1 protein-coding gene is annotated in these 16,388 nt (G+C 76.9%); it reads left to right on the top strand.

Going from position 1 to position 16,388, the window contains the following annotated elements:
* Positions 1-4 precede the first annotated feature (4 nt).
* The coding region (locus ACLQ2W_RS31865) for a type I polyketide synthase (RefSeq protein WP_425791361.1) at positions 5-16,388 on the top strand (16,384 nt) is incomplete at its 3' end.

Raw genomic sequence — 16,388 nt, 5'->3', positions numbered from 1 at the left:
GATGATGTCCACGTCCGCAGACAAGGTCGTCGAGGCGCTTCGGGCCTCCCTCAAGGAGACCGGCCGGCTCAAGCAGCTCAACCAGCAGCTCACCGCCGCCGCCCGGGAACCGATCGCGATCGTCGCGATGTCCTGCCGCTACCCGGGCGGGGTGTCCACCCCGGAGCAGTTGTGGGAGCTGGTGGACGCCGGCGGCGACGCGATCGCCGGCTTCCCCACCGACCGGGGCTGGGACCTGGCCAACCTCTACGACCCGTCCGCCGACCGGGTCGGCCGCTCCACCACCCAGCAGGGCGGCTTCCTCTACGACGCGGCCGGCTTCGACGCCGAGTTCTTCGGCATCAGCCCGCGTGAGGCGCTCGCCATGGACCCGCAGCAGCGGCTGCTGCTGGAAACCTCGTGGGAGGCGTTCGAGACCGCCGGCATCGCCCCCTCGTCGGTACGCGGGCAGAAGGTCGGCGTGTTCGTCGGCACCGCCGCCAACGGCTACGGCGTCGCCGCCGACGGCGGCGCGACCGACGCCGACGAGGGCTACCTGCTCACCGGCACCGTCACCAGCGTCGTCTCCGGGCGGATCGCGTACGCGCTGGGCCTGGAAGGGCCGGCCGTCACCGTGGACACCGCCTGCTCGTCGTCGCTTGTCGCGCTGCACCTGGCCGCGCAGGCGCTACGGGCCGGCGAGTTCGACCTGGCGCTCGCCGGCGGCGTGACGGTGATGGCCAGCCCCAGCGCGTTCGTCGGTTTCTCCCGCCAGCGGGGCCTCGCCTCCGACGGGCGGTGCAAGTCGTTCGCCGCCGCCGCCGACGGCACCGGCTGGGCCGAGGGCGTCGGCCTGCTGCTCGTCGAACGGCTCGCCGACGCCCGCCGCAACGGCCACCCGGTCCTCGCGGTGCTGCGCGGCAGCGCCGTCAACCAGGACGGCGCGTCCAACGGGCTCACCGCCCCCAACGGCCCCTCCCAGCAGCGGGTCATCCGGCAGGCGCTCAGCAACGCCCGGCTGGACACCGCCGACGTGGACGCGGTCGAGGCGCACGGCACCGGCACCACGCTCGGCGACCCGATCGAGGCGCAGGCGCTGCTGGCCACGTACGGGCAGGACCGCGACGGCCGGGACCCGCTCTGGCTGGGCTCGATCAAGTCGAACCTGGGCCACAGCCAGTCCGCCGCCGGCGTCGCCGGCGTGATCAAGATGGTGCAGGCCATCCGGCACGGCCGGCTGCCCGCCACGCTGCACGTCGACACGCCGTCGCCGCACATCGACTGGTCCGCCGGCGCGGTGGAGCTGCTCACCGAGCCCCGGAGCTGGCCGGCGGTGGACCGGCCGCGCCGCGCCGCGATCTCCTCGTTCGGCATCAGCGGCACCAACGCCCACGTCATCCTGGAACAGGCCGACCCGACGCCCACCCCGGCGCCGGACACCGACCGGCCGCCCCTGGTCGCCGGCGCCGCCACCGTGTGGCCGCTCTCCGCCCGGTCCGCCGACGCGCTGCGCGAGCAGGCCGCCCGACTGGCCAGCCACGTCCGCGCGCACGCCGACCTCGACCCGGCGCGGCTGGCCTGGTCGCTGGCCACCACCCGGTCGGTGTTCGAGCACCGGGCCGCCGTGGTGGCCGCCGACCCCGAGCAGCTCCTCGCCGGCCTGGACGCGGTCGCCGCCGGCACCCCCGCCGCCACCGTCGTCGCCGGCCCGGCCGGCGAGCCGGGGGAGGGCCCGGTCTGGGTGTTCCCCGGCCAGGGCGCGCAGCACGTCGCCATGGCCGCCGAGCTGATCGGCGCCGCGCCGGTCTTCGACGAGGCGCTCGCCGAATGCCAGGCCGAACTGGACCGCTGGCTCGACGTCGACGTGGTCGCCGTGCTCACCGGCGGCGACGACTCGTGGCTGACCCGCTCCGAGATCGCCCAGCCGGCGCTGTTCGCGGTCGGCGTGGCGCTGGCCCGGCTGTGGCGGCACGCCGGGATGAGCCCGCGCGCCGTGATCGGCCACTCCCAGGGCGAGATCGTCGCCGCCCACGTGGCCGGCGCGCTCACCCTCGCCGACGCGGCCCGGGTGCTGGCGCTGCGCCTGCGGGCGCTGGCCGACGTCGCCGGCACCGGCGCCATGGCCGCCGTCGACCTGCCCGCCGCCGAACTGGCCGCCCGGCTGCCCGAGGGCGTCACCGTCTCGGTGGTCAACGGCCCCGCCACCACCGCCGTCGCCGGCCCGCCGCAGGCCATCGCCGACCTGATCGCCACGCTGGTCGCCGACGGCGTACGGGCCCGGCCGGTGGCCGTCGACTACGCCTCGCACTCGCCGGCCGTGGCACCGGTCGCCGACCGGCTCCGCACCGAACTGGCCGGCCTGACGCCGCGCCCCGGCGACGTGCCGATCATCTCCACGGTCACCGGCGACCGGCTCGACGGCACCCGCTTCGACGCCGACCACTGGGCCGACAACCTGCGCCTGCCGGTGCTGTTCGACACCGCCGTGCGGACCGCGATCGACGCCGGGCACACCGACTTCGTCGAGGTGTCCCCGCACCCGGTGCTCACCATGTCGGTCGCGGCCATCCTGGACGACACCGGCACCACCGGCCGCGCGCTGTCCACGCTGCGGCGCGGCGACGACGCCCGGCTGCGGCTGCTGACCAGCATCGCCCACGCCCACGCGCACGGCCTGCCGGTGGACCTGACCCGGGTCCTCGCTCCCGCGCCGGTGCTCACCGGCCTGCCCACGTACGCGTTCCAGCGGCGGCGCTACTGGCCGGAGCGGATGGCGGCGACCGCCGCCGGTCCGGTCGGCCCGGACGTCGTCGACGTGGAGTTCTGGTCGGCCGTGGAACGCGCCGACGTCGCCGCGCTCACCGCCGGCGACGCCGACCCGGAGGTGCTCGCCCCGGCGCTGCCGCTGCTGTCGTCCTGGCGTCGCGCCCGGCTCCAGCGGGCCGTGCTCGACGGCTGGTCGTACCGGGTGGTGTGGCAGCCGGCCACCGCCGTCGCCACCCCGGCCACCGCCGACCTGCTGGTGGTGTCGCCGGCCGGCGACGACCGGGCGGACACCTGGCTGGCCGCGCTCGCCGCCGCGCTGCCCGACGGGTCGACGCTGCGCACGCTGCCCGTCGACCCGGTCCACGCCACCCGCGCGGAGCTGGCCGCGTCGCTCACCGGCGAACCGACCGCGATCGTGTCGCTGCTCGGGCTCGCCGACGCCGACCACCCGGGCCACCCCGGCGTCTCCACCGGCCTGGTCGCCACCACCCGGCTGGTGCAGGCCGCCCAGGACGCCGGCCGCACCGCCCCGCTGTGGTGCGTCACCCAGGGCGGCGTGGGCACCGGCCCGGCCGAGCCGGTCACCAGCGCCGCCCAGGCCGCGCTCGGGGGCCTGGCCCGGGTGATCGGCCTGGAACACCCCCGGCAGTGGGGCGGCGTGCTCGACCTGCCCGCCGCGCCGGACGCCGCGACCTGGGCCGAGGTGGCCCGCGTCCTCACCGGCGGCGGTGACGAGGACCAGTACGCGGTCCGCCCGTACGGCACGTTCGTGCGCCGGCTGACCCGCACCACCGCCCGCACCGCCGGGCAACTCGCCGGCTGGCAGCCGCGCGGCACCGTGCTGATCACCGGCGGCACCGGCGCGATCGGCGCCCAGGCCGCCCGCTGGCTGGCCGCCAACGGCGCCGAGCACCTGGTGCTCACCAGCCGCCGGGGGCTCGCCGCCGCCGGGGCCCGCGAGCTGGCCGACGAGCTGACCGCCGACGGGGTACGGGTCAGCGTGGTCGCCTGCGACCTGGCCGACCGGGACCAGGTCGCCGCGCTGGTCGCCGGCCTGGACGACGTCGCGCCGCTGACCGCCGTGCTGCACGCCGCCGGCATCACCCGGCTCACCGCGCTCGTCGACACCGACCTGGACGTGTTCGACCACGTGATGGCCGGCAAGGTCGCCGGCGCCGCGTACCTCGACGAGCTGCTCGGTGACCGGCCGCTCGACGCGTTCGTGCTGTTCGCGTCCATCTCCGGCGTGTGGGGCAGCGGCGGCCAGGGCGCGTACGCGGCCGCGAACGCCTATCTGGACGCGCTCGCCGAGCAGCGCCGCGCCCGGGGACTGACCGCGACCTCGATCTCCTGGGGCGCCTGGGCCGAGGGCGGGATGGCCACCACCGAGGAGGCGCAGCGGCTGCTCAGCCGGCGTGGCCTCAACCCGATGCAGCCGGCCGCCGCGCTGCTGGCCCTGCGCCGGGCCGTCGAGCACGGCGAGACCACGCTGGTCGTGGCCGACGTCGACTGGGCCCAGTTCGCGCCCGCGTACGCCTCCGCCCGGCCCCGGCCGCTGCTCGCCGACATCCCGGAGGCCCGGGACGCGCTGACCGAGCGGCCCGCCACCGCCGACGTCGACGACCGGGCCGGCGGACTGCGCCGGGAACTGCTCGACCTGCCCCGCGCCGACCGGGAACGCCGCCTCACCGACATGGTCCGCGACCACGCCGCCGCGGTCCTCGGCCACGCCGGCAGCGACGCGGTACGCCCCCGGCGCGCGTTCCGCGACCTCGGCTTCGACTCGCTGACCGCGGTGGAGCTGCGTAACCAGCTCACCGCCGCCACCGGCCTGTCGCTGCCCACCACCGTCATCTTCGACTACCCGAGCCCGGCCGTGCTCGCCGGTCAGCTCGCCACGCTGCTGCGGCTGCCCGACGCCGGCGACGCCGCCGCCGACGTCCCCGCCGGCCCGGCGACCGCCGACGAGCCGATCGCGATCGTCGGCATGAGCTGCCGCTACCCGGGCGGCGTCGCCGACCCGGACGGGCTGTGGGAGCTGGTCGCCGAGGGCCGCGACGGCATCACCGAGTTCCGCACCGACCGGGACTGGGACCTCGACCGGCTCTTCGCCGACGACCCGGACGCCCCCGGCCGCTCGTTCACCCGCCACGGCGGGTTCATCGACCGGGCCACCGAGTTCGACCCGGACTTCTTCGGCATCAGCCCGCGTGAGGCGCTCGCCATGGACCCGCAGCAGCGGCTGCTGCTGGAGGCCACCTGGGCGGCGTTCGAGCAGGCGGCGCTCAACCCGGACACGCTGCACGGCACCGCCACCGGCGTGTTCGTCGGCGCGTCCCCGTCCGGCTACGGCGCCGGCGACGAGACCCGCGACCTGGACGGCTACCGGCTCACCGGCGGCGCGCACAGCGTCATCTCCGGCCGGGTCGCCTACACGTTCGGGCTGGAGGGCCCGGCGGTCACCGTGGACACCGCCTGCTCGTCGTCGCTCGTCGCGCTGCACCTGGCCGTGCAGTCGCTGCGCCAGGGCGAATGCGACCTGGCCCTGGCCGGCGGCGTGAACGTGCTGGTGACCCCCGGCGCGTTCGTCGAGTTCACCCGCCAGGGCGGGCTGGCCGCCGACGGCCGCTGCCGGTCGTTCGCCGCCGCCGCCGACGGCACCGGCTGGTCCGAGGGCGTGGGTGTGCTGGTGGTGGAGCGGCTCTCCGACGCCCGCCGCAACGGCCACCGGGTGCTCGCCGTGGTCCGTGGCTCCGCGGTCAACCAGGACGGCGCGTCCAACGGCCTCACCGCCCCGAACGGGCCGTCCCAGCAGCGCGTCATCCGGGCCGCGCTCACCGCCGCCGGGCTGACCACCGCCGACGTGGACGCCGTCGAGGCGCACGGCACCGCCACCACGCTCGGCGACCCGATCGAGGCGCAGGCGCTGCTCGCCACGTACGGGCAGGAGCGGGCCGGCGAGCCGCTGTGGCTGGGCTCGATCAAGTCGAACATCGGGCACAGCCAGGCCGCCGCCGGCGTCGCCGGGGTGATCAAGATGGTGCAGGCGTTGCGCCACGGTGTGCTGCCCCGCACGCTGCACGTGGACGCGCCGACCCCGCACGTCGACTGGTCGGCCGGCGCGGTGGAGCTGCTCACCGAGGCCCGGCCGTGGCCGGCGGTGGACCGGCCCCGCCGGGCGGCGGTCTCCTCGTTCGGCGTCAGCGGCACCAACGCCCACATCATCATCGAGCAGCCGCCCGCCGTCGAGCCCGAGGTGACCGACCGGCCCGCGCCGCCGTCGCTGGTGCCGGTGCTGGTGTCGGCCCGCGGCGACGGCGGGCTGGCCCGGCAGGCGGCCCGCTGGGCCGACGCGTTCGCCGCGCCGGACCGCCCCGACCTGGCCGACGTGGGCCGCACCTCGCTGACCGCGCGGACCGCGCTGGAGCACCGGGCGGTGCTGCTCGCCGCCGACCACGACGAGTTGACCGCCGGGCTGCGCGCGCTCGCCGCCGGTGGGTCGGCCGACAACCTGGTCACCGGTCGCGCCACCGACCGGGGCCCGGTCGCGGTGCTGTTCTCCGGGCAGGGCGCGCAGCGTGCCGGCATGGGTCGGGAGTTGTCCGAGGCGTTCCCGGTGTTCGCGTCCACGTTGGACGAGGTGTGCGTGGCACTCGATCCGTTGCTGCCGCAGCCGTTGAAGCCGGTGCTGTTCGGTGACGGTGATCTGCTGGATCAGACGCAGTTCACGCAGGCGGGTCTGTTCGCGGTCGAGGTGGCGCTGTTCCGCCTGGTCGAGTCGTTCGGGGTGACCCCGGACTTCGTGGGTGGGCACTCGATCGGTGAGGTGACCGCCGCGTATGTGGCGGGGGTGTTGTCGCTGGCGGACGCGTGTGCGCTGGTGGCGGCGCGGGGCCGGTTGATGCAGGCGTTGCCGGCCGGCGGTGGGATGTTGGCGGTCGCGGCGCCGGAGGCCGAGGTGGCGGCGTCGATCGGGGCGCACCCCGCGCTGGGGATCGCGGCGGTGAACGGGCCGTCGTCGACGGTGGTGTCCGGTCCGGTCGACGCGCTGGACGAGATCGAGCGGACCTGGCGGGACCGGGGTGTGCGGGTTCGTCGGTTGACGGTGTCGCACGCGTTCCACAGTCCGCTGATGGAGCCGATGCTCGCCGAGTTCCGGGCTGTGCTCGACGGGTTGACGTTCGCCGCGCCGCTGCTGCCGATCGTGTCGAACCTGACCGGCGCGCTGGCCGACCCGACCGAGATCACCACCGCCGACTACTGGGTGCGGCACGTGCGGGAGGCGGTCCGGTTCGCCGACGGCGTGACCGCGCTGCGCGCCGCCGGGGTGGACACGTTCCTGGAGATCGGCCCGCGCAGCGTCCTCACCGCGCTGGTCCGCGACACCGCCGACGACCCGGCCGGGCTGGCCGTCGCCACCCAGCGCGCCGACCGGCCCGAGCCCCGCGCGCTGCTCACCGCACTGGCGGAACTCTTCGCCGGCGGCGCGCACGTCGACTGGACCCCGCTGTTCGCCGGCGCCCCGGCCACCGCCGCCGACCTGCCCACCTACGCGTTCGGCGGCGACCGCTACTGGCTGCGCCCGGCCGGGCCCGCCGCCGACGTCACCGGCGCCGGTCTCGGCGCCGCCGGCCACCCGCTGCTCACCGCCGCCGTCCGGCTGGCCGGCGAGGACGCCGCCGTGCTCACCGGCCGGCTGTCCCTGTCGACCCAGCCGTGGCTCGCCGACCACGAGGTCGCCGGCGCGGTCCTCGTCCCCGGCACCGCGCTCGTCGAACTCGTGCTGCGCGCCGGCGAGGAGTTCGGCCCCTGCCGGGTCCGCGAGCTGACCGTCGCCGCGCCGCTGGTGCTCCCCGCCCGGGGCGGGGTGCGGGTACAGGTCCGGGTCGGCCCCCGCGACCACGCCGGCTGGCGCACCGTCGCGGTGCACTCGCAGCCCGACGACGACCCCGACGGCGACTGGATCCGGCACGCCGAGGGCCTGCTCACCGCCGCCGCCCCCACCGAAGGGGCCGGCCTCGGCGCGTGGCCCCCGCCGCACGCGGTCGAGACCGACCTCACCGGCTGGTACGACGCGCTCGCCGGCCACGGCATGACCTACGGGCCGGCGTTCCAGGGCCTGCGACGGGCCTGGACGACCGGCGACGACACCGTCTACGCCGAGGTGACGCTGCCGTCCGCCGGCACCGACCATGTCGGCGGGTTCGGCGTGCACCCCGCGCTGCTCGACGCCGCGCTGCACCCCACCGCGCTGCTGCCCGGCGACGGCACCACCGGCCCGAAGGCGCCGTTCGCGTTCACCGGCGTCCAGGTGCACGCCGTCGGCGCCCAGACGCTGCGGGTCCGGCTCACCCGGGCCGGCACGGCGGTGCGGCTGCTCGCCGTCGACCCCACCGACCGGCCCGTCGTCACCGTCGACGCGCTGGTGCTGCGCGAGCTGACCGGCGTCACGCCGCCGGCCGCCACCCGCGCCGCCCGCTCGCTGTTCCGGGTCGCCTGGGCGGCCGAGGCGCTCACCCCGGCCACCCCGCCCGCCACGGCGGTGCTCGGCGCGCCGCTGGTCGCCCTGCCCGACGCCGCCGCCCACCCGGACGTGGCCGCGCTGGTCGCCGCCGGCGGCGTACCCCCGCTGGTGCTGCTGCCGGTGCCGCCGGCCGGGCCGACGCCGGACGCGGTCCGCGCCGCCACCACCGGCGTGCTCGCCGCGCTGCGCGCCTGGCTGACCGCCGACGCGACCGCCGACGCGCGGCTCGTCGTGACCACCCGCGACGCGATGCCGGCCACGCCCGACGACCGCGTCGCCGACCTGGCCGGCGCCGCCGTCTGGGGCCTGGTCCGCTCCGCCCAGTCCGAGCACCCCGGCCGGATCGTCCTGGCCGACCTGGACCGCGACCTCGACGCCGGCGTGCTGGCGCTGCTCGCGGCCGCCGCCGCTGACCCGGCCGCGGCGCAGCTCGCGGTCCGCGGCGACACCACCCACACCCCCCGACTGGTACGCGCCGACGCCCCACCCGCGAACACCCCGGCCACCTACGACGGCACCGTCCTGGTCACCGGCGGCACCGGCGCGCTCGGCGCGCTGCTCGCCCGGCACCTGGTCACCGACCGGGGCGTCGACTCGCTGGCCCTGGTCAGCCGGCGCGGACCCGACGCCGACGGCGCGGCCGACCTGGTCGACGAGCTGACCGCGCTCGGCGCCCACGTCCGGGTGCTGGCCTGCGACGTCACCGACCGCGACGCGGTCGACCGGCTGGTCGCCGACCTCACCGGCGCCGGCCGGCTCGCCGGGGTGGTGCACACCGCCGGCGTGCTCGACGACGCCGTGATCACCGGCACCGACGCCGACCGGCTGGCCCGGGTGCTCGCCCCCAAGGTGGACGCCGCCTGGCACCTGCACGAGGCCACCGCCGGCCTCGACCTCGACCTGTTCGTCACCTACTCGTCGATCGCCGGCGTGCTCGGTTCCCCCGGCCAGGGCGCGTACGCCGCCGCGAACGCCTACCTCGACGCGCTCGCGGTCCACCGCCGCGCCCAGGGCCGACCCGCGCACGCGCTGGCCTGGGGCATGTGGGACACCGACGGGATGGCCGCCGGCCTCGACGGCGCCGACCGTTCCCGGGTGGCCCGCGCCGGGCTCGGCGTGATCACCGAGGCGGTCGGCGTCGCGCTCTTCGACACCGCCGTCGCCTCCGACACCGCCGCGCTCGTGCCGGCCGTGCTGGACCTGCCGGCGCTGCGCGCCGCCGCCGGCGTACCCCCGATGTTGCGTGCCCTGGCCGGCACGCCCGCCCGGCGGCAGGCCGGCGCGGCGGCCGACGGTTGGGCCGACCGGCTCGCCCGACTCACCGACGACGAGGCCCGCGCCGAGGTGGGCCTGCTGGTCCGGGGCCTGGTCGCACAGGTGCTCGGCCACGGCGGCGCGGACGCGGTGCCGGCCGACCGGGCGTTCCAGGAGCTGGGCTTCGACTCGCTGACCGCGGTGGACCTGCGCAACCGGGTCAACGCCGCCACCGGGCTGCGGCTGGCGTCCACGCTGGTCTTCGACTACCCGACCCCGGCCGCGCTCGCCGCGCACGTGCACGAGCAGCTCACCGGCGCCACCGCCGCGACCCGCGCCGACGCGGCAACGGTCACCGGCGTGGACGAGCCGATCGCGATCGTCGGCATGGCCTGCCGCTATCCGGGCGGCATCGACAGCCCCGAGGCGCTGTGGGAGCTGCTGGCCGCCGACGGCGACGGCATCGGCGCGTTCCCCACCGACCGGGGCTGGGACCTGGACACGCTGTTCCACGACGATCCCGACCACCCGGGCACCTCGTACGCCCGGGAGGGCGGCTTCCTCGCCGGCGCCGCCGACTTCGACCCGGGCTTCTTCGGCATCAGCCCGCGTGAGGCGCTCGCCATGGACCCGCAGCAGCGGCTGCTGCTGGAGGCGTCCTGGGAGACGTTCGAGTCCGCCGGGGTCGACCCGGCCCGGCTGCGCGGCTCGCGCACCGGCGTGTTCGCCGGCCTGATGTACCACGACTACGCCGCCGGGTTGGGGGAGCTGCCGGAGGGCGTGGAGGGCTACCTCGGCACCGGCAACTCCGGCAGCGTCGTCTCCGGGCGGGTGGCCTACACGTTCGGGCTGGAGGGCCCGGCGGTCACCGTGGACACCGCCTGCTCGTCGTCGCTCGTCGCGCTGCACCTGGCGGTGCAGGCGCTGCGGTCCGGGGAGTGCGACCTGGCGCTCGCCGGCGGCGTGACGGTGATGGCCAACCCGGGCACGTTCATCGAGTTCTCCCGGCAGCGCGGTCTCGCCGCCGACGGCCGCTGCAAGTCGTTCGCCGCGTCGGCGGACGGCACCGGCTGGTCCGAGGGTGTCGGCGTGCTGCTGGTGCAGCGCCTGGCCGACGCCCGCCGCGACGGGCGGCGCATCCTCGCCGTGGTGGCCGGCACCGCGGTCAACCAGGACGGCGCGTCCAACGGCCTCACCGCGCCGAACGGCCCGTCGCAGCAACGCGTCATCCGGCAGGCCCTGGCGAACGCGCGGCTGACCACCGCCGACGTGGACGCGGTCGAGGCGCACGGCACCGGCACCACGCTCGGTGACCCGATCGAGGCGCAGGCGCTGCTCGCCACGTACGGGCAGGAGCGGGCCGGCGAACCGCTCTGGCTGGGCTCGGTCAAGTCGAACCTGGGCCACACCCAGGCCGCGGCCGGCGCGGCGGGCATCATCAAGATGATCATGGCGATGCGGCACGGCATGCTGCCCCGCACGCTGCACGTGGACGCGCCCTCCCCGCACATCGACTGGGACGCCGGCAACGTCTCCCTGCTCACCGAGGCCCGGCCCTGGCCGCGGTCGCACCGGCCCCGCCGCGCCGCCGTCTCCTCGTTCGGGGTGAGCGGCACCAACGCGCACGTCATCATCGAGGCGCCGCCCGCCGAGCCGGCCCCCGTCGCCGCCGAGCCGGCCCCCGTCGCCGCCGAGCCGCCGCGCCGACCCGCGCCGGTGCTGCTCTCCGCCCGCGACCCGGAGGCGCTCGCCGCGCAGGCCGACCGCTGGGCCCGCCGGCTGGCCGCCGACACCGCCGTCCGGCCGGTCGACGTCGGCTGGTCGTCGGTCACCGGCCGGGCCGCCCTGAACCACCGCGCCGTCGTCGTCGCCACCGACCGCGACGACCTGCTCGCCGGGCTGCGCGCGCTCGCCACCGGCACGCCGGCCGGCACCGTGCACACCGGTACGGCTACCACCCGGGGCCGGCTCGCGATCCTCTTCTCCGGGCAGGGCGCCCAGCGTGCCGGCATGGGCCGCGAGCTGTCCGACGCGTTCGGTGTGTTCGCCGCCGCGCTGGACGAGGTGTGCGCGCAGCTCGACCCGCTGCTGCCGCAGCCGCTGAAGCCCGTACTGTTCGGCGACGGTGACCTGCTGGACCAGACCCAGTTCACCCAGGCCGGGCTGTTCGCGGTCGAGGTGGCGCTGTTCCGGCTCGTCGAGTCGTTCGGCGTCACCCCGGACTTCGTCGGCGGGCACTCGATCGGTGAGGTCACCGCCGCGTACGTGGCGGGTGTGTTGTCGCTGCCGGACGCGTGCGCGCTCGTCGCCGCGCGGGGCCGGCTCATGCAGGCGTTGCCGGCCGGCGGCGGGATGCTGGCCGTCGCCGCGCCGGAGCGGGACGTCCTGGCGTCCCTCGACGGCACCCCCGAGCTGGGCGTCGCCGCCGTCAACGGGCCGTCGTCGGTGGTGGTGTCCGGGCCGCTCGACGCGCTGGACGAGGTCGAGCGCGGCTGGCGGGAACGGGGTGTCCGCACCCGCCGGCTGACGGTGTCGCACGCGTTCCACAGCCCGCTGATGGAACCGATGCTCGCCGAGTTCCGGTCCGTGCTCGACCGGTTGAGCTTCTCCGCGCCGCTGCTGCCGGTGGTGTCCAACCTGACCGGCGCGCTCGCCGACCCGGCCGACCTGACCCGCGCCGACTACTGGGTGCGGCACGTCCGCGAGGCGGTCCGCTACGCCGACGGGATCACCGCGCTGCGCGACGCCGGCGCGGACACGTTCCTGGAGATCGGCCCGCAGAGCGTGCTCACGGCGCTGACCGGCGACATCCTGCCCGACGCGCTCGCGGTCGCCGGCCAACGACGGGACCGCGACGAGACCGCCGCGCTGCTGGCCGCGCTGGCCGACCTGCACGTGCACGGCGTGCCGGTCTCCTTCCCGCAGTGGTTCGCCGGCACCGGCGCGACCCGCGTCGACCTGCCCACGTACGCGTTCCGGCACCAGCGCTACTGGCTGCCCACCGGCCGCCCCCGCGGCGGCGACGTCAGCGGCGCCGGACTCGGCGACGCCGCCCACCCGCTGCTCGGCGCCGCCGTCACCGTGGCCGGCGCGGACCTGGTGGTGCTGACCGGCCGGCTGTCGCCGGCCACCCACCCGTGGCTCGCCGACCACGTGGTGGCCGGCGCCGTCCTGGTGCCCGGCACCGCGCTCACCGAACTGGCCGTCCGGGCCGGCGACGAGGCCGGCACCCCCCGGGTACGCGACCTCACGCTCACCGCGCCGCTGGTGCTGCCGGCGACCGGCGGCGTGCGGGTGCAGGTCAGCGTCGGCGCCCCCGACGCCACCGGCGGCCGACCGGTCGCCATCCACTCCCAGCCCGACGGCGACGTCGAGTGGACCGCGCACGCCGACGGCGTGCTGGAACCCGCGTCCGCCGTCGAACCCACCGTCGACGCCTGGCCGCCCGCCGGGCTGACCGAGGTGGACCTCACCGACTGGTACCCGGCGCTGGCCGGACACGGCCTCACCTACGGGCTGGTGTTCCAGGGCCTGCGCCGGCTCTGGACCGGCGACGGCGAGGCGTACGCCGAGGTCGTGCTCGGCGACGACGCGGCCGGTGAGGCGTCCCGGTTCGGCGTCCACCCGGCGCTGCTGGACGCCGCGCTGCACCCGGTCGGGCTGCTGCTCGCCGGCGACGGCCCGCGCGTGCCGTTCACCGTCGAGGGCCTCCAGGTGCACGCCACCGGAGCCCGAGCCCTGCGGGTGCGACTCACCCGCACCGGCACCACCGTCCGCCTGGTCGCCGTGGACACCGCCGGCGCGCCCGTGGTGTCGATCGACACGCTGGCGCTGCGGGAGCTGACCGGCACGGTCGTCCCGAACGTCGCGGCCCGGTCCCTGTACGCGCTCCACTGGCAGCCCGAGGACGTCACCCCGGCCGACGCGCCGTCCGGCTGGGCCGTGCTCGGCACCGGTGCCGACCCGGCCGGGTCCGACATCGGGTTGCCGGCGTACCCGGGCGTCGCCGCGGCGGTCGAGGCGGACTCGCCGCCCTCGGCCCTGGTCCTGCCGCTGCCCACCGCCGACCTGCCGACTCCCGACGCGGTGCGCACGGTCACCACCGACGTGCTCGGCACCGTGCGGTCCTGGCTGGCCGCCGACGCGCTCGCCGGCACCCCGCTCGTGGTCCTCACCCGGGGCGCGGTCTCCGTCGGCGACGACGACCCGGTGACCGATCTGGCCGGTGCCGCCGTGTGGGGTCTGCTGCGCTCCGCGCAGTCCGAACACCCCGGCCGGATCGTGCTGGCCGACCTCGACGCCGATCCGGACGACCGGACGCTCGCCGTGCTCGCGCACGCGGTCACCGACCCGACCGGCGGTCAACTCGCGGTACGGGACAGCCGGGTGTTCGTGCCCCGCCTGGTCCGCGCCGCCTCGACGCCTGGCGTTCCGGCCCCGACCGACCCGGCGTCGGACGGTGCCGAGCGGGTGGTGCGGGACGGCACCGTGCTGGTGACCGGTGGCACCGGCGCGTTGGGCGCGTTGGTGGCGGAGCGCCTGGTCACCGGGCACGGGGTGCGGTCGCTGGTGCTGGTGTCGCGGCAGGGTCCGGCCGCGCCGGGCGCAGACGCGCTTGTCGAGCGGTTGTCGGGCCTGGGTGCGTCGGTGTCGGTGGTGGCGTGTGACGTGACCGATCGGGATCAGGTGTTCCGGTTGGTGGCGGGTGTGCCGGGCCGGTTGGCCGGGGTGGTGCACACCGCCGGTGTGCTGGACGACGGGGTGGTGTCGTCGATCAGCCCCGAGCGGCTGGCGGCGGTGCTGGCGCCGAAGGCCACGGCGGCGTGGTGGCTGCACGAGGCGACCCGCGACCGTGAGCTGGACCTGTTCGTGTTGTTCTCGTCCGTCGCCGGGGTGCTCGGCTCGCCGGGCCAGGCGGCCTACGCGGCGGGGAACGCGTTCCTGGACGCGCTGGCGGCGCGACGCCGGCAGGACGGACTGCCCGGGATCAGCCTGGCGTGGGGAATGTGGGACACCGCCGGGATGGCGGCGTCGTTGTCGGAGGGGGAACGGCAGCGGTCGGCGCGGGCCGGGTTGACGCCGATGAGCGTGGAGACCGGTCTGGACCTGTTCGACGCCGCGCTCGCCGAGGGCCGTCCGGTGCTCGTGCCGGCCGTCGTCGACGTACCGGCGTTGCGGTCCGCGCTCGGCGCCGGCCCGGTGCCGGCGGTGCTGCGTACCCTGGTCGGTCCGACCGCGACCCGACGGCAGGCCGGCGCGGGCGGCGACTGGGCCGACCGGCTCGCCGGCCTCGACCCGCAGGACGCGCGCGTCGAGGTGGACCTGCTGGTCCGGGGCCTGGTCGCGCAGGTGCTCGGTCACGCCGGGGCCGGCGCGGTGCCGGCCGACCGGGCGTTCCGGGAACTCGGGTTCGACTCGCTGACCGCGGTGGACCTGCGCAACCGGGTCAACGCGGCCACCGGGCTGCGGCTGCCGTCCACGCTGGTCTTCGACCACCCCAGCCCGGCGGCGCTCGCCGAGCACCTCTACGAGCAGGTCTCCGGCCGGATCAACGCCCGCCGCGCGGCGGTGCGGGCGGTCGACACCGACGAGCCGATCGCCATCGTCGGCATGGCCTGCCGGTATCCCGGCGGCGTCGACAACCCGGAGCAGTTCTGGCAGCTCCTGTCGTCGGGGCGGGACGGCATCGTCGAGTTCCCCGCCGACCGGGGCTGGGACCTCGACACGCTCTACGACCCGGACCCGGACCACGCCGGCACCTCGTACGCCCGGCACGGCGGCTTCCTCGCCGGCGCCGCCGACTTCGACCCCGACTTCTTCGGCATCTCGCCCCGCGAGGCGGTCGCCATGGACCCGCAGCAGCGGCTGCTGCTGGAGGCGTCCTGGGAGAGCTTCGAGTCCGCCGGCGTGGACCCGGCGGCGTTGCGCGGCTCGCGTACCGGAGTGTTCGCCGGGGTCATGTACCACGACTACGCCTCCCGGCTGGCCGACCTGCCGCCGGACGCCGAGGGCTACGTCGGCACCGGCACCTCCGGCAGCGTGCTGTCCGGCCGGGTCGCGTACACGTTCGGCCTGGAAGGCCCGGCCGTCACCGTGGACACCGCCTGCTCGTCGTCGCTCGTCGCGCTGCACCTGGCCGGGCAGGCGTTGCGCTCGGGCGAGTGTGACCTGGCGCTCGCCGGTGGCGTGACGGTGATGGCGACGCCGGGCACGTTCATCGAGTTCTCCCGGCAGCGGGGACTGTCGCCGGACGGCCGCTGCCGCTCGTTCGCCGCGTCCGCCGACGGCACCGGCTGGTCCGAGGGCGTCGGCGTGCTGCTGGTGCAGCGGCTGTCCGACGCGCGTCGTGAGGGTCGGCGGATTCTGGCGGTGGTGCGGGGTACGGCGGTGAACCAGGACGGCGCGTCGAACGGGTTGACCGCGCCGAACGGGCCGTCGCAGCAGCGGGTGATCCGGCAGGCTCTGGCGAACGCGCGGTTGACCACGTCGGACGTGGACGCGGTGGAGGCGCACGGCACGGGCACCACGTTGGGTGATCCGATCGAGGCGCAGGCGCTGCTGGCCACGTACGGGCAGGAGCGGTCGACGCCGCTGCTGCTCGGGTCGGTCAAGTCGAACCTGGGGCACACGCAGGCGGCGGCCGGCGTCGCCGGGATCATCAAGATGGTCCTCGCCATGCGGCACGGGGTGGTACCGCCGACGCTGCACGTGGACGAGCCGTCGCCGCACGTCGACTGGTCGGCCGGGGCGGTGAGCCTGGCGACGGAGGCGACGCCGTGGCCGGCGGTGGACCGGCCCCGCCGCGCGGCGGTGTCGTCGTTCGGGATCTCCGGCACCAACGCCCACGTCATCCTGGAACAGCCGG

Source organism: Micromonospora sp. DT227 (assembly GCF_049841835.1).
Lineage (GTDB): Bacteria > Actinomycetota > Actinomycetes > Mycobacteriales > Micromonosporaceae > Micromonospora.
This window is presented reverse-complemented; position numbering and strand designations above follow the sequence as displayed.